13 protein-coding genes, 1 tRNA gene and 1 pseudogene are annotated in these 20,655 nt (G+C 62.6%); 11 read left to right on the top strand and 4 right to left on the bottom strand.

All coding sequences use genetic code 11. The features are described from left to right. Positions 1–56: 56 nt before the first annotated feature. Complete coding sequence (locus MMG94_RS09170; protein ID WP_016918243.1) at positions 57–1,223, top strand: acetyl-CoA C-acyltransferase; 1,167 nt, start codon at positions 57–59, stop codon at positions 1,221–1,223. An 80-nt stretch (positions 1,224–1,303) separates the two neighbouring features. Here MMG94_RS09170 and MMG94_RS09165 read toward each other — a convergent pair whose 3' ends face one another. Next, positions 1,304–2,428, bottom strand: coding sequence for a Glu/Leu/Phe/Val family dehydrogenase (locus tag MMG94_RS09165; RefSeq protein WP_016918244.1), 1,125 nt, complete (start codon positions 2,426–2,428; stop codon positions 1,304–1,306). A gap of 191 nt (positions 2,429–2,619) precedes the next feature. Here MMG94_RS09165 and pdhA point away from each other — a divergent pair, with 191 nt between their 5' ends. From pdhA to MMG94_RS09135, 6 genes and pseudogenes are all read left to right on the top strand, one after another. Further along, positions 2,620–3,702 (top strand): pyruvate dehydrogenase (acetyl-transferring) E1 component subunit alpha, encoded by a 1,083-nt coding sequence (gene pdhA / locus MMG94_RS09160; protein WP_016918245.1) that lies wholly within the window; start codon positions 2,620–2,622, stop codon positions 3,700–3,702. Next, positions 3,695–4,675 carry an alpha-ketoacid dehydrogenase subunit beta gene (locus tag MMG94_RS09155; protein ID WP_016918246.1) on the top strand — a complete coding sequence of 327 codons (981 nt, stop codon included), beginning with the start codon at positions 3,695–3,697 and terminating at the stop codon, positions 4,673–4,675. The genes pdhA and MMG94_RS09155 overlap by 8 nt, the downstream gene beginning before the upstream one ends. Continuing rightward, on the top strand, positions 4,672–5,769 hold the full coding sequence (locus MMG94_RS09150; RefSeq protein ID WP_016918247.1) for a dihydrolipoamide acetyltransferase family protein: 1,098 nt from the start codon (positions 4,672–4,674) through the stop codon (positions 5,767–5,769). The genes MMG94_RS09155 and MMG94_RS09150 overlap by 4 nt, the downstream gene beginning before the upstream one ends. Before the next feature lie 247 nt (positions 5,770–6,016). Further along, positions 6,017–7,075 carry a glycosyltransferase gene (locus MMG94_RS09145; RefSeq protein WP_016918248.1) on the top strand — a complete coding sequence of 353 codons (1,059 nt, stop codon included), beginning with the start codon at positions 6,017–6,019 and terminating at the stop codon, positions 7,073–7,075. After that, a pseudogene (gene glf, locus MMG94_RS09140) lies at positions 7,068–8,208 on the top strand (UDP-galactopyranose mutase). The gene MMG94_RS09145 and the pseudogene glf overlap by 8 nt, the downstream one beginning before the upstream one ends. Before the next feature lie 79 nt (positions 8,209–8,287). Beyond that, positions 8,288–9,163, top strand: a complete 876-nt coding sequence (locus tag MMG94_RS09135) for a manganese catalase family protein (protein WP_016918250.1) — start codon at positions 8,288–8,290, stop codon at positions 9,161–9,163. A gap of 23 nt (positions 9,164–9,186) precedes the next feature. Here MMG94_RS09135 and fixJ read toward each other — a convergent pair whose 3' ends face one another. Both fixJ and MMG94_RS09125 read right to left on the bottom strand, forming a co-directional pair. Then, positions 9,187–9,813 (bottom strand): response regulator FixJ, encoded by a 627-nt coding sequence (fixJ, locus tag MMG94_RS09130; protein WP_016918251.1) that lies wholly within the window; start codon positions 9,811–9,813, stop codon positions 9,187–9,189. Beyond that, positions 9,810–11,660, bottom strand: coding sequence for an ATP-binding protein (locus tag MMG94_RS09125; RefSeq protein WP_162129665.1), 1,851 nt, complete (start codon positions 11,658–11,660; stop codon positions 9,810–9,812). The genes fixJ and MMG94_RS09125 overlap by 4 nt, the downstream gene beginning before the upstream one ends. A 360-nt stretch (positions 11,661–12,020) precedes the next feature. On the opposite strand from MMG94_RS09125, the gene MMG94_RS09120 reads away from it, so the two are divergent. Next, positions 12,021–16,013: a PAS domain S-box protein gene (locus MMG94_RS09120; protein ID WP_016918253.1), complete on the top strand. Its 3,993-nt coding sequence runs from the start codon at positions 12,021–12,023 to the stop codon at positions 16,011–16,013. A gap of 30 nt (positions 16,014–16,043) precedes the next feature. Here the strand turns inward: MMG94_RS09120 and MMG94_RS09115 are convergent. Next, positions 16,044–16,120 (bottom strand) — tRNA-Asp (locus MMG94_RS09115). 173 nt (positions 16,121–16,293) lie between these two features. Between MMG94_RS09115 and MMG94_RS09110 the strand changes: the two genes are divergently transcribed. From MMG94_RS09110 to MMG94_RS09100, 3 genes are all read left to right on the top strand, one after another. Then, positions 16,294–16,599, top strand: a complete 306-nt coding sequence (locus MMG94_RS09110; protein ID WP_026016011.1) for an FAD assembly factor SdhE — start codon at positions 16,294–16,296, stop codon at positions 16,597–16,599. Next, complete coding sequence (gene mfd, locus MMG94_RS09105; RefSeq protein WP_016918255.1) at positions 16,596–20,138, top strand: transcription-repair coupling factor; 3,543 nt, start codon at positions 16,596–16,598, stop codon at positions 20,136–20,138. Before MMG94_RS09110 ends, mfd begins: the two co-directional genes overlap by 4 nt. A gap of 159 nt (positions 20,139–20,297) precedes the next feature. Continuing rightward, positions 20,298–20,522: a hypothetical protein gene (locus MMG94_RS09100; protein ID WP_154419893.1), complete on the top strand. Its 225-nt coding sequence runs from the start codon at positions 20,298–20,300 to the stop codon at positions 20,520–20,522. Positions 20,523–20,655: the final 133 nt, after the last annotated feature.

Below are 20,655 nucleotides of genomic sequence, written 5' to 3'. Positions count from 1 at the left end.
CTCCGTACGGCGCGCGCGCCAGATAAGAAGAAGGTCTTCGTTTCCGGGAGAGCGCCATGCACGATCCTGTCGTCATTGTCGGGGCCGTCCGCACGCCGATCGGCGCCTTTCTCGGCGCCTTGAAGGACGCGCCGGCGCCGGCGCTCGGCGGGCGGGCGATCGAGGCGGCGGCCTCACGTTCCGGTCTCGACAACGAAGCGATCGACGAATGCGTGATGGGCTGCGTCCTCGCCGCAGGGCTAGGCCAGGCGCCCGCGCGTCAGGCGGCGCTGCACGCCGCGTTGAGCGACGCGACGCCTTGCGTGACGATCAACAAAATGTGCGGCTCCGGCATGAAGGCGGTGATGGACGCCCATGATCGTCTGTGCGCCGGCGGGGCGCGCGCCATCGTCGCGGGCGGGATGGAGAGCATGAGCAATGCGCCCTATCTGCTGCCCCGCGCCCGAACGGGTTTTCGCATGGGTCACCGTCAGGCGCTCGATCATATGTTCCTCGATGGTCTCGAGGACGCCTATGAGAAAGGGCGCCTCATGGGCTCCTTCGCGGAAGACTGCGCCACGGAATATCAGTTCACCCGCGTGATGCAGGATGGCTTCGCGGCCACGTCGCTCGAACGCGCACAGCGCGCCGCGAGAGAAGGTTTGTTCGACTCCGAAATCGTTCCATGCGAAAGCCCTTTCTTGTCCAAGGACGAATTGCCTTCGACCGCGGACGCCTCGGTCATAGCCCGGCTGCGGCCCGCCTTCCGCGAGGGCGGCACGCTGACGGCGGCGAATTCCAGCGCGATATCGGACGGCGCGGCGGCCCTCGCGCTCACGACCGCGAGCTATGCGGAGCGTATCGGCCGCAAGCCGATCGCCTCCATTGTCGGACACGCCGCTCATGCCGGTCCGCCGGCGCGGTTTCCGACGGCGCCGGTCGCAGCGATACGGAAACTTCTCGAAAAGACGGGATGGCGCGCGCAGGACGTGGATCTCTTCGAAATCAACGAAGCCTTCGCCGTCGTCGTCATGGCCGCGATGCGTGAGCTTGACCTGTCTCATGAGAAGGTGAATATCCATGGAGGCGCCTGTGCGCTGGGTCATCCCATCGGCGCTTCCGGCGCGCGCATTATCGTGACGCTGCTGGCGGCGCTCGAACGCCATGATTTAGAGAGGGGCGTTGCAGCGCTCTGTATCGGCGGCGGCGAAGCGACCGCGGTTGCGGTCCAGCGCTTCCATTAAAATGCGACTCGTAAAAGACGGCGTTCTTCAAAGCTCAACGACTCCTCCTTATGCGTTCGGGCGGGCGGAAATTCAACTGATCATACGCGCCAGCGCCGCAGCTCCATCATTCGCCTCAGCCGGCTGGTCGCGAGCTTTGTCGCGGCGTCGACCGGCGGCGCGCCCGCCTCGCGCGCCCGCTCGAGCGTCATGCGCGTATTCAGACCGATTTTTTCCTCGATCTCGGCGAAAGCCGCCGGGATCGAGCCGCCGGCATATTCGACCGCCGCCGCGACGACGCCGCCGGCATTGGCGATGAAATCCGGCACGCTGACGACCCCGCGTTCGAACATGATCAACTCAGCCTCTCGCGTCGCCGGCACATTCGCGCCTTGGACGACCAACCTGCAGTCGAGACGCGCGACATTGTCGGCGCGAAGCGCGTCCGGGCGCGCGGCGGGAATCCATATGTCGCAAGGGACCGCGACGAGAGATTCATTGCTGATGACCCTACCGCCGCGATACTCCGAGACGCTTTTCCCGGCGCGTTTCAATTGTGCGAGCGCCTCTATATTCAACCCGTCCGCGTCGACGATGGCGCCGGCGATATCGGCGACGCCTACAAGCCGTGCGCCGCGCTTCTCGAGATATCGGGAAGCGTGCTCCCCCACGGCGCCGAAGCCTTGCACGACGACGCGCGCTCCTTGCAGCGACAATCCGACAAAGGGCGCGGCGACCGCGGCGGAAATAGCGACGCCGAAACCGGTCGCGCCGATGAAATCGAGCGGGATGCCGCCCATCTCCGCAGGCAGGCCGACCGCGCGTCCGATCTCATCGTGAATCCACCCCATCGCCGTTTCATCCGTCCCCATATCGGGGCCCGGAATATATTCGTGCAGCGGCGCAATGGCGTTCGCGAAGGCGCGGATCAGCTGCTCCTTTTCGGCGCGCGGCATCAACGGGTCGGCGAAGATGACGGATTTGGCGCCGCCATGCCGCAATCCGCAAGCCGCATTCTTCAGCGTCATCGCGCGCGCGAGTCGAAAACACTCGTTGACGCTCACATCGGGCGCCATTCGCGCGCCGCCGATCGCCGGGCCGGCAGCGACATTGTCGATAACGACGATTGCGCGTAGACCCACGGAAGGCGTTTGCAAATAGACGATCTTGGAAGGGCCGATTTCGTCGCCGAAAGCGAAAGGGTCCGGGAAAGAATCTGTCGCCATAGCGTTTAGTTCGGCCGCTTGGCCGTTCTTTCAAGACCTATCCATGCTATTGCGCGGGCGTCGGGCGAGCGGGCCTCTGTCTATTTCCATGCGGACCCCGTGACTTCCTCCCTCGCCGCGCTAACTGCTGACTGCATCGGGACGCTAGCGCGCCGGCCAGAGGCGCGCGACGCGCCGGCTCGGGAACCGCCATGGGCCTGCACGAGAGCATGGATACGCAGATCGAACTCGTCCAATATCTGTCGGTCGAGGGCGCGCTGCTCGTCCCGAATGCGCCGGTCGAGGACGAAAAGCTGGTTGCGTTTTACGAAGCGATGACGCGCGGACGGCTCTTCGACGGCAAGGCGATCGCCTTGCAGCGAACGGGACAGCTCGGCACCTTCGCTTCGGCGCTCGGCCAGGAGGCCGTCGGCGTCGGCGTTGCGTCGGCGATGGAGCCGCGAGACGTGCTCGTGCCGTCTTATCGCGATCATTGCGCGCAATTTACGCGCGGCATGAGCATGACGGAGTGCCTCCTTTATTGGGGCGGCGACGAGCGCGGCAGCGACTTTCAGCAATGCCGGTCCGACTTTCCCAATTGCGTGCCGGTTGCGACTCAGATTTCGCACGCCGTCGGCGCGGCATACGCCTTCAAGCTGCGGCGCGAGGAACGGGTCGCCGTGACATTCATCGGCGATGGCGGCACGGCGAATGGCGCGTTTTACGAAGCCTTGAACATCGCGGGCGTCTGGAATGCGCCCGTCATTATCGTCATCAATAATAATGGCTGGGCGATTTCCACGCCGCGTTCGCTCGAATGCGCCGCGCCGACGCTTGCCCAAAAGGGCGTCGCGGCGGGAATCGAGTGCCGGCAGGTTGACGGAAACGACGTCGCCGCCATGCATGACGTCGCGCGGCGGGCGATCGCCAAAGCGCGCGCCGGCGAAGGTCCGACTTTGATCGAGGCGCTCACTTACCGCCTCGGCGATCATACGACCGCGGACGACGCGACGCGTTATCGCGACGCCGATCTCGTGCGTCGGGCTTGGACGCGCGAACCCATTGCGCGCCTGCGCGCCTATCTTCTCGGCAAGGGACTATGGTCGAAGGAAAGGGAGGCGCTGCTTCTCAAGCGATGCGGCGAAGAGGTGGAGAACGCCGTCGCGGCATATCTTGCGACGCCGCCTCAAAATGCGACCGCGATGTTCGATTGGCTTTACGAGACGTTGCCGATCTCCCTGCGCAGCCAGCGGGACGCCGCGCGTCGCTACTCGGCTGGGGGATCGCATGACTGAACTCAATCTTGTCGAAGCGGTCAACGCCGCTTTGTCATGCGGGATGTCGCGCGACGACAGCGTGCTGCTGCTCGGCGAGGATATCGGCGCCAATGGCGGCGTTTTCCGCGCGACGAACGGGCTGCAAGCGCGCTTCGGACGGGAGCGGGTGATCGACGCGCCATTGGCCGAAGGCGGGATCGCCGGGGTCGCCGTCGGAATGGCCGCGATGGGTTTGCGTCCAGTCGCTGAAATACAGTTTACCGGGTTCATCTATCCGACCTTCGATCAGATGATCAATCATGCGTCGCGTTTGCGCAACCGGACGCGCGGACGCCTGTCCTGCCCGATGGTGTTGCGGTCGCCCTACGGCGCGGGGATTCACGCGCCCGAGCACCATTCGGAAAGTCCCGAGGCGCTTTTCGCGCATATTCCGGGATTGCGGGTCGTCATTCCATCGACGCCGGCGCGCGCCTATGGATTGCTGCTCGCGGCGATGCGCGATCCCGATCCGGTGGTCTTTCTGGAGCCGACTCGGCTTTATCGCCTTTTCAAGCAGGAGGTCGTCGACGATGGCGAGGCGCTGCCGCTCGACGCCTGCTTCATGACCCGCGAAGGGCTTGACGTCACCGTCGTCGCCTGGGGCGCGATGGTCCGGGAAGCCATGCTCGCGGCGGAGACGCTTGAGGGCGAAGGCGTCGAGGTCGAGATCATAGACGTCGCCACGCTCAAGCCCTGTGACTTCGATACGATCCTTCGCTCGGTCGAAAAGACGGGGCGTTGCGTAATCGTGCAGGAGGCGCCGCGCAGCAATGGCTTCGGCGCAGAAATCGCGGCGGAGATCGGAGAACGGGCGCTCTATTCCCTCCAAGCGCCCATATGTCGCGTCGCCGCCTATGACGTCGTCGTGCCGCTTTATCGTCTCGAGCGCGACTACATACCGAGCGTCGAACGCATCATCGGCGCGATACGTGGCGTGATGGAGGGCGCATGAAGACCTTTCGGTTGCCCGATCTCGGCGAGGGCCTGCAGGAAGCGGAACTCGTCGAATGGCGCGTCAAGCCAGGCGATGAGGTCGCGCTGGATCAACCGCTTCTTTCCGTAGAAACGGCAAAGGCCGTCGTGGAGATCCCGTCCCCCCGCGCGGGCCGGATCGAGCGCCTGTTTGGCGAAGCTGGCGAGATCGTCCGCGTCGGCGCGCCTCTCGTCGCCTTCGAAGGCGAGCGGGACGAAGATGCGGGCACCGTGGTCGGCATGGTTGAGACGGGCGCCAGCGTCATGCATGACGTCGCTACGACGGCGCGCGCCGGCGCTCAGATCCGCGTCATTCCGGCCGTGCGCGCTTTGGCGCGCAAGCTCGACGTCGATCTCGCCATCGTGACGCCTTCCGGTCCGGATGGGCAGATCACGGCGCAAGACGTGCAACGCGTGGCGAAGCTCCTGTCCGAGATCGAGCCTGCTGAGCCGCTGCGCGGCTTTCGGCGGGCCATGGCTCAGAACATGTCCTTCGCTCAAGCCGAGGTCGCCGCGGCGACGCTCATGGACGACGTGGCGATCGATTGCTGGGAAGCGGGAGCAGACATAACGATCCGCCTGATCCGCGCCTTGGCGAAGGCCTGCGAGGCGGAGCCTATTCTCAACAGCTGGTATGAGAGCGCGACGCTTTCATTGCGCCGGTTGCGCAAGATCGACCTCGGCATCGCCGTCGACACGCCAGATGGCCTCTTCGTTCCGGTTTTGCGCGATGTCGGAGCGCGGAGCGCCGCCGATTTGAGGGAAGGCCTCGATCGTATGCGGACCGACGTCGCAGCGCGGCGCATCCCGCCCGAAGAGTTGCGCGGAGCGACGATCACTTTGTCGAATTTCGGAACGATCGCCGGCCGTTATGCGGCTCCAGTCGTCTTGCCGCCGACCGTCGCCATTCTCGGCGCCGGGAAAATACGTCGCCAGCCGATCGTAAGGGACGAATGCGTAAAGGTCGGCGCCGTTCTTCCACTCAGCTTGACTTTCGACCATCGCGTCGTCTCCGGCGGTGAAGCAGGACGTTTTCTCGCCGCCGTTATGACCGATCTCGCTCAGATCGTCTGACGAGGACGACGGCGCGCCGTTAGCGCAAATGCGGCCAACGGCGACGCTGGAACAAACAAGCTTGCGATCTCGTTACAAAAAAGGGGGGGAAATCCATGACCGTATCGAGTTGGCGCTAGCAACATTGCCGCGCCGAGGAGGAAATCGCATGGCGCGCTCGCGGACAAAAAACAAAAATGCGTCAACACATCTATTTTGCTTTTCACATTTGCGATGGAGTTTCGTTTTTCAAAGGCCGCAACATTTGATGACGCGCGCGGCGCGCGAGTTCACGACCTGGTATGTCGAAGAGCCGAGAGATTTCGACGGACCGCCGTTTCTTCATATCGAGGCGGATTCCTCTGGTGTCACCGTCGTCTCGCCGTTGCTCCCGAAAGAGTTCGACCAACGGCAACGAAACGCGGCCGTGAAAATAATGCTTGCGCGGTTGATTTCGCAGATACGGCCGCAGCGCCTCATCGCGTGGTACTATACGCCGATGGCGTTGCAATTTACGGAAGCGCTCGAGCCGGATCGCTGCGTTTACGACAATATGGATGAGCTTTCGGCTTTCGCCGGCGCGCCGAATGGCATCGCTCAAATGGAGCGCCGGCTCATGTCGCGCTGTCATGTCGTCTATGTTGGAGGCCACTCGCTCTATGAGGCCAAGCGAAAACGGCACGGCAATATTCACGTCTTCCCCAGCAGCGTGGACAGCGCGCATTTTCGTCAGGCGCGCTTCGTCGAAAGCGAAGCGGCGGATCAAAGTTCAATTCCGCATCCGCGCATCGGGTTCTTCGGCGTTATCGACGAGCGCATGGATTTGAAGCTGGTGGCGGAACTCGCGGCGCTGCGGCCGGAATGGCATTTGGTCATGATCGGTCCGACGGCCAAGATCGATCCTGAAACCTTGCCGCGCGCCGCCAATATCCACTGGCTCGGCTGCAAGGATTACGCATCCCTGCCGCGATATCTCGCGGGCTGGGACGTCGGATTCATGCCTTTCGCGATCAACGACGCGACCCGCTACATCAGTCCTACGAAGACGCCCGAATTCCTGGCGGCCGGCGTGCCGCTCGTCTCCACGCCGATCAAGGACGTGGTTCGACCATATGGCGAAAGGGGGGACGTCGAAATCGCGGCGGACGCAAACTCCTTCGCCGGGAAGATTGACTTTCTGCTTCATCGGCCGCGCTCGCCATGGCTGGCGTCCGTCGACGCGCATCTTTCACGCATGTCATGGGACGAGACATGGGCGGGCATGCGTCAACATCTCGACGTCGTTACCCCAGACAACTCAGAGATGGCGGAGGCGCGCAGTGTTTGACTGGCTTATCGTCGGCGCCGGCTTCGCGGGAAGCGTGCTGGCCGAACGTCTCGCGTCGCAGCGCGGCGATCGCGTTCTGATCATCGACAAGCGAAACCATGTAGGCGGGAACGCCTACGACCGCTATGACGACGAAGGTCTCCTTATCCACCAGTACGGGCCGCATATCTTCCATACAAATTCCGAGCCGATCTTCGACCATCTTTCGCGGTTCACGCAATGGCGGCCCTATGAACATCGTGTGCTCGCAAAGGTCGACGGGATGCTCCTTCCCATCCCGATCAACCTCGATACGGTGAACCGACTTTTTGGATTGAATCTCGATTCGCGCGGCTTGGCGAGGTGGTTCGCCGAGCGCGCGGAAAAGCGGGATGAAATTCTTACGTCGGAGGACGTGGTCGTCAGCGTTGTCGGGCGCGAGCTATATGAGAAGTTTTTTCGGGGATATACAAAGAAGCAATGGGGCGTGGAGCCGTCGGAGCTGGATAAATCCGTGACGGCGCGTTCCCACGCGGACCGATCGCGACGATCGATATTTCGGCGATTCTTTTCAGTTCATGCCGGCGGGTGGATATACGCGCATGTTCCATCGCATGCTCGATCACCCCAACATCAAAATCATGTTGCAGACGAGCTTCGACGAGGCGCGCGGACGGATTCCCTATCGTCGATTGATTTACACCGGTCCCATCGACGAATATTTCCAGTTCCGCTTCGGCAGACTGCCTTATCGTTCTCTAAGATTCGAGCATGTCACCGTAAAGGAACGACGGCATCAGCCGGTCGCCGTCGTCAATTATCCGCAAACCGAAGCCTATACGCGCGTCACGGAATATAAGCATCTTACCGGTCAGCAGCATGAGAAGACGAGCCTGACCTACGAATATCCGTGCGATAAGGGGGATCCCTATTATCCGGTTCCGCGGGCGGAAAATATGGAGCTTTACAAGCGATATGAGAAATTGGCGCTCGCGCAGCCGGATGTGTGGTTCGTCGGCAGGCTCGCGACCTACCGCTACTACAATATGGATCAGGTCGTCGGTCAGGCCCTTGCTACGTTCCGGCGCATCGAGAAGGAAATTGCGCCGTCCGCGCGTGGAGACGAGTTGCAGGCTCCGGTCGCCGCCGAATAGCGACGGCGTTTGCATCGTTCAAGGAACAAGGCCTGTCGAACAGGCGTTTCGGCAAAAGCCCTTCCGACAGGAGACGCGGATGTTTACGCACAACAAGAAGCTTCAATATACGGTTCGCGTGTCCGAACCCAACCCCGTGCTCGCAAGCCTGATTCTGGAGCAGTTCGGGGGGCCGCAAGGCGAACTTGCGGCGGCGATGCGCTACTTCACGCAGGCGCTCGCCGAAGATGATCCGGGGCGCAAGGACATGCTGCTCGACATTGCGACGGAAGAGCTCAGCCATCTCGAGATCATCGGCAGCATTGTGGCGATGCTGAACAAGGGCGTGAAAGGCGAGCTGGCGGAGGCGACGCAGACGGAGGCGGATCTCTACCGCTCGGTCACGCAAGGGGGCGACAGCCACACGCAGTCGATACTCTATGGCGGCGGACCAGCGCTCACCAACTCCTCGGGCGTCCCGTGGTCGGCGGCCTATATCGATTCGATCGGAGATCCGGCGTGTGATTTGCGGTCGAATATCGCGGCGGAAGCGCGCGCGAAGATCGTCTATGAAAGGCTAATCAATGTGACGGACGACGCCGGCGTGAAGGAAGCGTTGGGGTTTCTGATGACGCGCGAGATCGCGCATCAAAAATCCTTCGAAAAGGCTCTTTATTCCATCGAAGGGAATTTCCCGCCCGGAAAGCTGCAGGGCATTCCTGAATACGCCGATCTCTATGTCAACACCTCGCAAGGCGAGGGCGACGCCGAAGGGCCCTGGAACGCCGGTCCGCAATGGCGGCGCATGGACGACATTGTCGGCGGAATTCCCGTAGATGGCGGGGAAGGCGACGCAAGCGTCGGATTGACGAGTTCCGAGCAAAGCGACCTTTCGAGCTTTACGGCCCGAACAATGTCGAATCCGTTGACCAACCCGACGACGGGCGTCGATCTCGGTCAAACGGGTTCGGCGTAAAGCCGCGCGGCGCGCCGGCAAGATTACTCGGATTCGCCGCTGGATCCGCCGGCCGCCAGCGCCATCTTGACGAGTTCAGCGAGATTGCCGGCGCGCATCTTGGCCATGATATTTGCGCGATGTACCTCGGCCGTGCGGATGCTGATGCCGAGGTCGTGCGCGATGACCTTATTTGAAAGCCCCTTCAGGAGACCCGCCAGAATTTCATTCTCACGGCGCGTGAGGCTCGCGAGCCTGTTTTTGATCGCCGCCGACTCACGGCTGCGCGTTTCTTCCGCATTGCGGCGTTCAAGCGCCATGTCGACCGCTGCGAGCAGCGCCGCGTCCTCGAATGGTTTCTCCAGCAAATCGACGGCGCCGAGCTTCATGGCTTCGACGGCGAGCGGCACGTCGGCATGTGCGGTCAGGACGATGACGGGGTTTGTAATCCGCTCTTCCTTCATTCTTGAAATCAGTTCGATGCCGTTCATCTCCGGCATCCGGACGTCTGTGACGACACAGCCGTCTCGATGCGCAAGGCTGGCGTTCAGGAAAGCGAGCGCAGAGGGATAGGTATGCACCTTGAAGCCTTCGGTGCTGAGCAGAAGCCCCACGGCGTCGCGAACCGCGGCGTCGTCGTCGATAACGTGGACGATACGTTGTTCGCTCATGCGTCGACTTCCGCGTCTTGCAACGGCAGCGTAAAGCTGAACACTGCGCCGCCGCTGGCGTTGGGAGCGGCCCAGATTCGCCCGTAATGCGCCTCGATGATCGTGTGCGAAATCGACAAGCCCACGCCCATGCCTTTCGTTTTCGTCGTCGTAAACGGCTCAAAGCACCCAATATCCGAGGATTCAGGCAGTCCGCAGCCGGAGTCAATCACATCGATGCGAATCGTGCCGTCGCCAGGGTTGGACGTCTCGATCACGAGGTCGCGGCGCTCGGAGGACTGCATCGCCTCGACGGCGTTACGAATAAGGCTCGCGAACACCTGCTTCAACTGCGCCCGGTCGGCGATGACGCAATCCTCGGCGGCCCGCAGCCTCAGCTCAAATTGCACGCCTACGATCTCGCTATTCTCCAGCGCCTCTTCTCGAGCTTCGCCGATTACCTCATGCAGGCAGACCATCGTCTTGTCGGGCTCCCGCGAGCGAACCAGTTCTCTGAGGCTCGTGACGATCCGGCCGGCGCGCAAAGTCTGCGCCGCCGCCTTGTCCAAAACCTCAATGATCGCCGCATCGCCGGCGTGCGGGGATTGTTCGAGGAGACGACGCGCAACGCGCAGATAGGTCGCGTTGGCGGCGAGCGGCTGGTTGATCTCATGCGCAAGCTCGGCGGCCATGCCTCCTATCGCCTTGAAGCGACTGCGATACAGTTCGCCCAGATGGTGTTCGATCATTCGCTGTTCGGTCAGGTCCTTGATAAAGGCGACGCGTAGGTTTTTGCCCCCGAAAATCGCTTCCCCCAGGGTCAGTTCCGCCGGAAAGGACGCGCCTCCTTTGCGCCGCCCCATGATTTCGACTCTCTCTCCGGCTTCGGGCGGCGTCCATTCTTTCTCGTCTTCGCCGTCAAGCGAGATAAGCGCGCCCACATTCATAGCGGCGATTTCGCCTGGCCCATAACCGAACATGATAACGCCCGCGCGATTCACGGTCTGCAGGCGTCCCGACTCTTCCATCGTCAACACAGCGTCCTGAGCCGCGTCGACCGTCGCCTGCAGCCTTGCAGCGCTTTCCGCAAGAGAAAGCTCGGCGCTTTTACGCGATGTGATGTCGGACGCGTAGCCGTGCCAGACAATGGAGCCGTCCTTCTCGCGCACGGGCGCGCCCTGCGCTTCCATCCAGACAGCGCCTTTTTCCGGATGCGCGAAGCTGAACTGGCAAACCCATAAGGAAAGGTCGCGCGCGGAGCGGAACAGGCTTTGATTGATGGTCTCGAGTTCGCTGGGGTCGAGCCGTTTGTAGAATGCCCCCGCATCTGCGCAAATGTCGCCCGGATCGAGGCCAAAGACCGCTTTCGCCTTAGGGGAGACGTAGCGATAGGCGACGCGGCGCTTTTCATCCAGAAAGAACGTGCCGACCACGCCCGGCGTTGCGAGCGCAATTGCCCCGATCTGTTCCGATACGGTTGCATCGGATCGAAGACGCAGGTGGCGATAAGCGGCCTCGAGCGCGAGCACGCATGCGCTTATCACAATGAAAAGCGTTGCGGCTACGACGCGCTCGCCCAGCGGTGAATCAGAAAGCCAGAGAAGCGAAAGCGCGCCGGCGAAGGCCGCGAGGACGCCCGGAAGTGGTCCGCCAAGCAATCCGGCCAGAATCACGACAAGATATTCGACCGCATCGGGCAACCGCGCGTCGGACGCGCGCAAAAGAGCGAGGCGCGCGCATGCTGCAACGGCGGAGCCGATCCCCGCCATTGTGATGCGAAGCGGCAAAGGCGCCGCATGGGCCGTTGCGACAGCGCGCTCGATCGCCGTCGCGCATCGCCTGAGGATTCGAGACGCAAGCCAGCGCATGTGCAGCTTCGGGTCCAAAAGGAGGAGAGGCCAATATAACCCAAGACTGAACATCTCTGTGCATTGCTGAAACAGCATTACGCCTAAAGACAAGCTTTCGCCTAAGTCGTTCGAGCCTGCGGCTAAACTGTTTAGTACAGCAAGGCGTGCGACAAAGGAACTCCGGAGAAACACGTAATCAATTGCGCAGAGGATAAATTACCCGAAAGTCCAGGTAGCGCTTTGCTATTGAAAAAAGATAGGCATATTGCGAATTTTAGTAAATCACTGCGTAACGCTGCGCGCGAGGTCATACGCTTGAATTTAATGGATAATGTTGTTGGAAGCGAGAGTAAAGCTGTAGCTTTACTTGAGGCCGTTATGGACGCGCTTCCGTATGAAGCGGCGTTGCTCGACCGCAGCGGCCGCGTCATCGGCGCAAACGATCTGTGGATGGCCGCTAATCTTGAATGCGGCGATATGGGCGAGATCGGCAGCGATTTGCTCGACCTGTTGCACAAACGACAAACTCTGGATTCCTTCTCGCGTCAATTTTTGAACGGCCTCGAAGCCGTGCTTTGCGGCGCGCGGAACGCGTTTTCGATCGTTTCGCCGTCAGAGCCTCGTATATCGGTCGACGTTTGTGGGTTTTCCGGCGGTTTCGACGGCGCGCTGCTGCTGCGGCGCACCGTCAAAGCCGCGGCTTCTTGCGAGGCGCGCCAGGCTTTTCTCGTCGCGTTGGGCGACAAGTTCCGTTCCCTGAGCGACGCCGACGCGATCAGGGAGGCGACGTGTCAAATGCTCGGCGAGCGTCTTTCCGCCGATCGCGTATTTTTTGTCGATCTCGACAAAAGCAGAAACGCCGTCGCAATCAGCTCGGATTATTTTCGTCCGGCCCTCGAAAGCGCCGCCGGGAGCTATCCCGTTTGGGGTTTTGCAGCTTTGGTCCGCTGCATCGAGCAGAGCAGGCCTCTTGCCGTCGCCGACGTCCTGGAAGGGAGCGACGGCCTCGAATCTTGCGCCAATGCGCTTCAAAGTCGCGCATTGGCGGCGGCGCCGCTTGGCGTCGATGATGGAGAGGCGTGCGCTCTCGTCGTCGCATCTTCTGCGCCGAGAGCCTGGACGCGCGAGGAGGTCGAACTCATTCTTCAAGCCGCTGAGCGCGCGACGGATGCGGCGAAACGGGCGCTCGCCGAGAAAGCGCTGCGAGAGAGCGAGTTGCGCGAACGTCTCAGATCGGCGGAACTCCAGGCGCTGCTCGACATGGCGCCGATCGGCCTCGCCATTGCGAGCGGCGAGAGCGGAGAGCGCATACACGGCAACCGCGCTCTCGAGCAGATGTTGGGGGTCGGAAGCGAAAGCAGATTGTCGAAAGCCGGCCGAGAGAGCCTGGGTTTTCGAGCGTTTCGGAACGGCGGCGAAATGCTGACGGGCGATCTGCCGATGCAGCGCGCGGCGGCCGGCGAAGTCGTCGGGGGCGAAGTCATCGACGTTTTGCGCGACGATGGTCTGGCGATCACCGTCTTCGCCAAGGCCATGCCGCTTTATGATGAGCAGGGCGAGCCGCGCGGCGCCATCGGCGCCTTTATGGACATCACAAAGATCAGAAAGGCCGAAGATGCGCTGCGCGAAAGCGAGCAGCGCTGGCACAGTTTGGTGAAATCCTGCGCGCAGGCGATCTGGGAGGCCGACGCGGACGGCGTCGTCGTCGCGGACAGTCCAACCTGGCGCGCCTTCACGGGGCAGACGCCCGATGAATGGCTTCGTGAAGGGTGGGTGAGCGCCATCCATCCCGACGATAGAGTCAGCGCGGAGCGTCAATGGCGCGATGCGATCGCGGCGCGCGAAATCATCAATGAAGAATTTCGTCTCAAGCAGGGAGACGGGTGGCGTTGGATCAATGTGCGGGCGACGCCGATTTTCGGGCATGACGGCAAGCCCTCGAAATGGATCGGAATGATCATCGATATCGACGCTCGCAAGAAGGCCGAAGCGGCGCTGCGCGAGAGCGAAGAACGTCAGGCGTTCATGCTGAAGCTGATCGACGCCTTGCGTCCGCTCGCCGATCCTGGAGAAATCCAGGCGACGGCTTGCCGTCTCCTCGCCGAGCAGCTCGACGTCAGCCGCGTCTCCTATGCCGACATCGAGGGAGACGATTATGTCGTGCGGCAGAGTTATGCGCGCGGCGTCGCGCCTTTCATGGTCCGCGTGCCGATCGTCCATCTCGGCGCGTCTTTGCTGGATCAGTATAGAAGAGGAGAGGCCGCCGCGATCGCCGACGTCCGCGCTGACAATCAATTTACGCCGGATGAGCTGCAGCGGTTCAGCGCTGGCGACATTGCGGCGCTCGCAAGCGTCATTTTGTCGAAGCGGGGTCGCTGGGTCGGCGCGCTTTGCGCGCACAACGCCGCGCCGCGCGTCTGGACGTTGCTGGAAATCGCGCTGCTCCAGGATGTGGCTGAGCGCATCTGGTCGGCGGCGGAGCGCGCCCGCGCCCAGGCCGCCTTGAGGGAGAGCGAATTCAGACTCCAGCTCGCGCTGAACTCGGGCAATATCGGAATCTATGAATGGCGCATCGAGACCGGCGAACTGATCTGGGATGATCGCCTGCGCGCGCAATGGGGCGCGCGGAGCAATTCGCCGATCAGCCACCAGACGTTTTTCGACGTTATTCATCCCGCTGACCGTGAACGCGTTCGATCTGCGGTCGATCGCGCGTTGAAGCCCGGTTCGGGCCGCATCTTTCTCGAGGAATATAGAGTTTCCTGCTCGGGCGGCGCCGAACGCTGGGTCGCCGCCACCGGGGCCGTCTTTTTCGAGGACAAAAAGCCCGTTCGCATGGTGGGGACGTCGCAGGACATCACAGCGCGCAAATATACGGAGGCCGAGCGCCAGAAATTCGTCGCTCTCGCCGAACAAAGCATGGAGTTCGTCTCTTTCTGCAGCATGGATTTTGAACCGCTCTATCTCAACCCGGCCGGGGCGAAGCTCGTCGGGCTTGCGCGGGAGCAGGCGTTCTTCGTGCGGATGAGCGACTATTTTTTCCAGGAAGACCATGACTTCGTATTCGAAGAATTTTTCCCGAAAGTTCAGCGCGAAGGCCACGCCAATACCGAGCTCAGATTCCGTCATTTCAAGACCGGCGAAGCCTTATGGATGCTTTACAATGTGTTCGTGTTACGGGACGAACGCGACGAGCCGATCGGATTTGCGACCGTCAGCCGCGATATTTCCGAGCGCAAGCTCGTGGAAGACGCTTTGAAGGCGGCCGACCGCCGCAAGGACGAGTTTCTGGCGACTCTCGCCCATGAGCTGCGCAACCCTCTGGCGCCGGTTCGCAACGCCGTCCATGTCCTTCGGCATGACGCGGCCGCGACCGTAACGGCCAAGCGAGATCTGGCGCTGCTCGCGATGATCGACCGGCAGGTCGAGCATCTCGTTCGTCTCGTAGACGATCTGCTCGAAGTGTCGCGCATCACGCGCGGCAAGATCGAACTCAAGAAACGTCGCGTCGATCTGGCCGAAATATTGCGCCACGCGGTGGAGACGGCGCAGCCGACGATCGATCATGCGCAGCACAGCCTGCATGTCGCTTTACCGTCAGAGGCGCTCGAGCTCGACGCCGATCCGGTGCGGCTTGCGCAAGTTTTTACCAATCTCCTTAACAACGCCGCGAAATATACGGAACATGGAGGCGACATCTGGCTTATGGTGGAACGGTGCGAGGGAGAGGCGGTCGTCACCGTGCGCGACAGCGGCGTCGGAATTCCGGCGGAGATGCTGCCGCGCGTCTTCGATCTGTTCACGCAGATCGACAGGACCCTGGGACGCGCACAGGGCGGTCTTGGCATCGGGCTCGCTTTGGTGAAGAGCCTGCTTGAACTGCATGGGGGCTCAGTTGAGGCGCAAAGCGAAGGATCGGGCCGCGGCAGCGCCTTTGTCGTGCGCTTGCCGACGCTCGCGAGAGATTCGACGGAGGAGTCCATGCCGGCGACGGCTCCCACGGAATTGCGCGCCGTGCGCCGCATCCTGGTGATCGACGACGATCACGACGTCGCGGACAGCCTCGTCATGTTTCTCGAGACTTTCGGGGCGATTGTCCAGGTCGCCTATAGCGGCGCCTCCGGCGTCGAGGCGCTGGCGGACTTCAAGCCGGATCTCGTTTTTTTGGATCTCGGCATGCCGGGAATGGACGGGTATGAGACCGCCCGCCGCATCCGCGCCCTGCCGGAGGGGCGCGGCGTCAAGCTCGTCGCCCTGACCGGCTGGGGACAGGAGCAAGTCTATGATCGCGCCCGAGCGGCGGGTTTCGACAGGCAGCTCACCAAGCCGGCGGGTTTCGAGGCCCTGCAACAGCTATTGGCGCAGATGTGACCCGCGATAAAGATAGGCGAATTTGGGGAATGGCGAGAGAGACGGGGCTCGAACCCGCGACCTCCGGCGTGACAGGCCGGCGCTCTAACCAACTGAGCTACTCCCCCGCGCGGCGCGTCGTTCGCGCGAGGACTGCGGGATAGGGCGCCCCGTTTTCGAAGTCAAGCGCTCTTTGCGACGCTTCGGCGACGCCCGCTTTTCTTTCCCCTCCGGCTGCGATAAGCCAGCCAATGTCAGCGACGTCCGGATGATCGGGCGGCGCGCGCGAGCGATTCCGCCAATGTCTGAAAACTTCCGGGACGAGGCCGAAAGCCTCAGCGAAAGCGACATACGCCGCCGACGCGTCAAGATTCGCGCCTGGCGGCGCGGCATGCGCGAACTCGATATCCTCATCGGCGGCTTTGTCGATGCGAGGATCGAGGCGCTCGGCGAGGCGGAGCTCCATGAAATGGAGACGCTGCTCGATTTGCCGGACGCCGAACTCCTGAGCTGGCTCTCCGGCGCCGCGCCGCCGCCGCCCGAGCGCGACACGGCGCTACTTAAGGCCATTATCGCCTTTCACACCCACGACGGACCCATTCATTGAACAAAGCGGCCGTGAAGACCAGGGGCGCCGCCCAAGCGCTCGAAAATGCGCGGGCGCGTCTCGCGAAGCGCGAGAAGCTGCTTTTCTCCCATGCGCCGGAAGGCTTCGACGCCTTTCTCTGCGCGGATCTCGCCCGCGCGCTCGCGCGCGAAGCGGAGGGACGGCCGGCCGTCTTCGTTCATGTCGCGCGCGACGGGGCGCGCTCGGCGCAGTTCCGCGAGGCGCTGCGTTTCGCCAATCCCGATGTAGAAATTCTCGATATTCCCGGCTGGGACTGCCAGCCCTATGATCGCGTCTCGCCGCACGCCAATGTCGTCGCGCGGCGCATGACGGCCCTGTCTCGTCTGGCGCGCGCCAGCTCTTCCGCCGAGCGCCCGCGCGTCGTCACGACGACGGCGGATTGTCTTCTCCAGCGCGCGCCGCCCAAGAAGATGGTTTCGGCCGAGAGTTTCTCGGCGACGCCTGGCAATCTCGTCAAGCTCGACGAGTTGGCGCTTTGGCTGGAGGCTAACGGTTTTTTGCGCGCCAGCACGGTCCGTGAGACCGGCGAATACGCCCAGCGCGGCGGCCTGATCGATCTGTTTCCCCCCGGTCTCCCGGCGCCGATCCGTCTCGATTTCTTCGGCGATACGCTGGAATCCATCAGGAGCTTCGATCCGGAAACGCAGCGCGCGACCGGGCAATTGCGCGCGCTCGATCTCACGCCGATGAGCGAGTTGCGGCTGACCTCCGACACGATGCGGCGCTTTCGACAGAATTACGCCGCCAAATTCGGCGGACAGACGCGCGGCGACGCGCTTTATGAGGCGGTAAGCGAAGGCCGGCGTCATCACGGCATGGAGCACTGGATGCCGCTCTTTTACGAGCGGATGGACACGCTCTTCGATTATCTCGGCGAGGCGCCGCTGATGCTCGACGCGCTGGTCGAGGAGGCCGCAAGCGAGCGCATCAAGCAGATCGTCGACTATTACGACGCGCGCAAGGAGGCTTTCGATCTCGATCCGGCGGGCGCGAACTACAAGCCGATCGAGCCAAGCGCGCTCTACCTTACGCGCGACGAATGGCGCGACGCACTGCAGGCGCGCGGGGCGGCGCAGTTCTCGCCTTTCGCCTCCGAGCGCGCCGACGCCATTGATTGCGGCGCGCGGCCCGGCCGCGATTTCGCGCCGGAGCGCAATGAGCCGGAGACCAACGTCTTCGAGGCGGCGGTGGATCATGTTCAGGCGCTGCGCGGAACCGGCAAGGCCGTCATCGTCGCCGGCTGGTCGGACGGCTCCTGCGAGCGCCTCGGCCATGTGCTTCAGGAGCACGGGCTGAAGGATTTCGCGCTCGTCAATTCGCTTCCCTCGGCCCTGGCGAAAGGGCCGGGCGGCGTGACGCTCGCCGTGCTCGGCGTGGAGCATGGCTTCGAGACCGGCGCTTACGCGCTGGTGGGCGAGCAGGACATTCTCGGCGACCGGCTCGTGCGCCGCCGGCGCAAGCGCAAGCCGACGGAGAACCTCCTTGGAGAAGTCGCCGCGCTCACGGCGGGCGACCTCGTCGTGCATGTCGATTACGGCATCGGCCGCTTTATCGGCCTGACGACGCTCGATAGCGGCGGCGTGAGGCGCGATTATATCGAGGTGCATTACGCCGAGAGCCAGAAGCTCTTCGTGCCGGTCGAAAATTTCGAGCTGTTGACCCGCTATGGCGGCGAAGACGCGGATGCGCAGCTCGACCGCATGGGCGGCACGAGCTGGCAGGCGCGCAAGGCGCGGATGAAGAATCGCATCCGCGAAATGGCGAAGGGCCTCATCGAGATCGCCGCACAGCGTCAGTTGCGCGCGGCGCCGAAGCTCGTTCCGCCGGAAGGACTCTATGACGAGTTCTGCGCGCGCTTTCCTTACGACGAGACTGAAGATCAGGCCTTCGCCATCGACGCGGTGCTCGACGACCTCGCCGCCGGGCGCCCGATGGATCGCCTCGTTTGCGGCGACGTTGGCTTCGGCAAGACGGAGGTCGCGCTGCGCGCCGCCTTCACGGCGGCGATCAACGGCAAGCAGGTCGCCGTCGTCGCGCCGACGACCTTGCTCGCGCGCCAGCATTACAAGACCTTCAGCGAGCGCTTCGCCGGTCTGCCGATCAGGATCGGCCGCCTCTCGCGCATGGTCGGAACGGTGGAGACGCGCGAGACCAGGAAGGGACTCGCCGAAGGGACGGTCGATATTATCTGCGGCACGCACGCCATTCTCGGCAAGGGCGTCAGCTTCAAGGATCTCGGCCTCGTCATCATCGACGAGGAGCAGCATTTCGGCGTCGGCCACAAGGAGCGCTTGAAGGAGCTGCGCGCCGAAGTGCATGTGCTGACGCTCTCCGCGACGCCGATCCCGCGCACATTGCAACTCGCCATGACCGGCGTGCGCGAGCTGTCGCTCATCACCACGCCGCCGGTCGATCGCCTCGCCGTGCGCAGCTTCATCTCGCCCTTCGATCCGCTGATCGTGCGCGAGGCGCTGCTGCGCGAGCGTTATCGCGGCGGACAGGCCTTCTTCGTCTGCCCGCGCATCGACGATCTGGAGGAAGCCGCCGCCTTCCTGCGCGAGAACCTGCCGGAGGCGAAATTCGTCATCGCGCATGGGCAGATGTCCGCGACCGAGCTCGAAGAGAAAATGTCGGCCTTCTATGACGGCAAGTTCGACATTCTGCTCTCGACGACGATCGTGGAATCGGGTCTCGACATTCCGAGCGCGAACACGCTCATCGTCTGGCGCGCCGACATGTTCGGCCTCGCGCAGCTCTATCAATTGCGCGGACGCGTCGGCCGTTCGAAGACGCGCGCCTATGCGCTTTTCACGACGCCGGCCAATCGCGGCGTCACGCCGCAGGCGCAAAAACGTCTCGAAGTGCTGCAATCGCTCGATACGCTCGGCGCCGGTTTTCAACTCGCGAGCCACGATCTCGACATTCGCGGCGCCGGCAATCTGCTTGGCGACGAACAGTCGGGTCATATTAAGGAAGTCGGATACGAACTCTATCAGCAGATGCTTTCCGACGCGATCACGCTGCTCAAGGCGGGCGTCGAGGAGCCGCAGGAAGAAGCCTGGTCGCCGACGATCGCCATCGGGGCGCCGGTCACGATTCCGGAGGACTATATCCCCGACCTCACGCTGCGCCTGCAGCTCTACCGGCGCCTTTCGACGCTCGAGACCGATCAGGACATCGAGGCTTTCGCCGCCGAGATGATCGACCGTTTCGGTCCCATTCCGCCGGAAGTCGAACAGCTTTTCGAGATCGTCGCCATCAAGGCCCTTTGCCGTCGCGCTCATGTCGAGAAAGTCGATACGGGTCCGAAGGGCGTCATCATCTCCTTTCGCGACAATCATTTCGCCGACCCGGCTGGACTTGTCCGCTATGTCGCGGAGCAAGGGACGCAGGCGAAGGTGCGGCCTGATATGCGCATCGTCTTTGTGCGCGAGTTCGACACGATGAAGCAACGTCTCGCCGGCACGCGGCGCATCCTGCGCGCGCTGGTCGGGATCGCCGAGAAGAAATCCACGTAGCCGATATTTATCAATCTCCTCTCGCGCGCCTCTGGCTGGGCGCGGGGCGTCGCCTAATTATCAATTTTCTGTAGCGAGCCTGAAAAACTCGGTTTCTATAATCCTGCGTGGAAGCGTCAGCTTCCAGCCACGACGTGGTTAAATAACAAGGAGGAAACGATGGCTTTCAAGCACTCCGCGTTGGTTGCGCTCGTCGCTGTTCCGGCTGTTCTCGGCTTCGGCGGCGCGATGGCCGAAGAAGTGAAGTGGGGCGCGCCGAATGTCGCGGGCCAGCCCGGCTATAAGGAGCCGACGAAGGTTGACGAGGTGCGCGCGCCGCGTCCCGTCAGGGACGATCCCAAGAACAAGGGCAGCTATCAAGTCAAGCGCGACGACGCCAAGTAACAACCGCAATGCACAGCGTGCGGTCGCTCTTGAGCGACCGCATCGATCCGCCGGCGACGGGATTGCGGCGCCGCATCATTGTTTCTCGATTTGACGCGCGACAATTGGCGGGATGCCATCTCCTTCGTTACTG

It is taken from the genome of Methylocystis parvus OBBP (genome assembly GCF_027571405.1).
GTDB classification, from domain to species: Bacteria; Pseudomonadota; Alphaproteobacteria; order Rhizobiales; family Beijerinckiaceae; genus Methylocystis; species Methylocystis parva.
This window is presented reverse-complemented; position numbering and strand designations above follow the sequence as displayed.

What these genes read in the sequence shown, in the direction of transcription:
- MMG94_RS09170 (WP_016918243.1), top strand. Translation starts at nt 57, where the DNA reads ATGCACGATCCTGTCGTCATTGTCGGGGCCGTCCGCACGCCGATCGGC.
- MMG94_RS09165 (WP_016918244.1), bottom strand. Translation starts at nt 2,428, where the DNA reads ATGGCGACAGATTCTTTCCCGGACCCTTTCGCTTTCGGCGACGAAATC.
- pdhA (WP_016918245.1), top strand. Translation starts at nt 2,620, where the DNA reads ATGGGCCTGCACGAGAGCATGGATACGCAGATCGAACTCGTCCAATAT.
- MMG94_RS09155 (WP_016918246.1), top strand. Translation starts at nt 3,695, where the DNA reads ATGACTGAACTCAATCTTGTCGAAGCGGTCAACGCCGCTTTGTCATGC.
- MMG94_RS09150 (WP_016918247.1), top strand. Translation starts at nt 4,672, where the DNA reads ATGAAGACCTTTCGGTTGCCCGATCTCGGCGAGGGCCTGCAGGAAGCG.
- MMG94_RS09145 (WP_016918248.1), top strand. Translation starts at nt 6,017, where the DNA reads ATGACGCGCGCGGCGCGCGAGTTCACGACCTGGTATGTCGAAGAGCCG.
- MMG94_RS09135 (WP_016918250.1), top strand. Translation starts at nt 8,288, where the DNA reads ATGTTTACGCACAACAAGAAGCTTCAATATACGGTTCGCGTGTCCGAA.
- fixJ (WP_016918251.1), bottom strand. Translation starts at nt 9,813, where the DNA reads ATGAGCGAACAACGTATCGTCCACGTTATCGACGACGACGCCGCGGTT.
- MMG94_RS09125 (WP_162129665.1), bottom strand. Translation starts at nt 11,660, where the DNA reads ATGCGCTGGCTTGCGTCTCGAATCCTCAGGCGATGCGCGACGGCGATC.
- MMG94_RS09120 (WP_016918253.1), top strand. Translation starts at nt 12,021, where the DNA reads ATGGACGCGCTTCCGTATGAAGCGGCGTTGCTCGACCGCAGCGGCCGC.
- MMG94_RS09110 (WP_026016011.1), top strand. Translation starts at nt 16,294, where the DNA reads ATGTCTGAAAACTTCCGGGACGAGGCCGAAAGCCTCAGCGAAAGCGAC.
- MMG94_RS09100 (WP_154419893.1), top strand. Translation starts at nt 20,298, where the DNA reads ATGGCTTTCAAGCACTCCGCGTTGGTTGCGCTCGTCGCTGTTCCGGCT.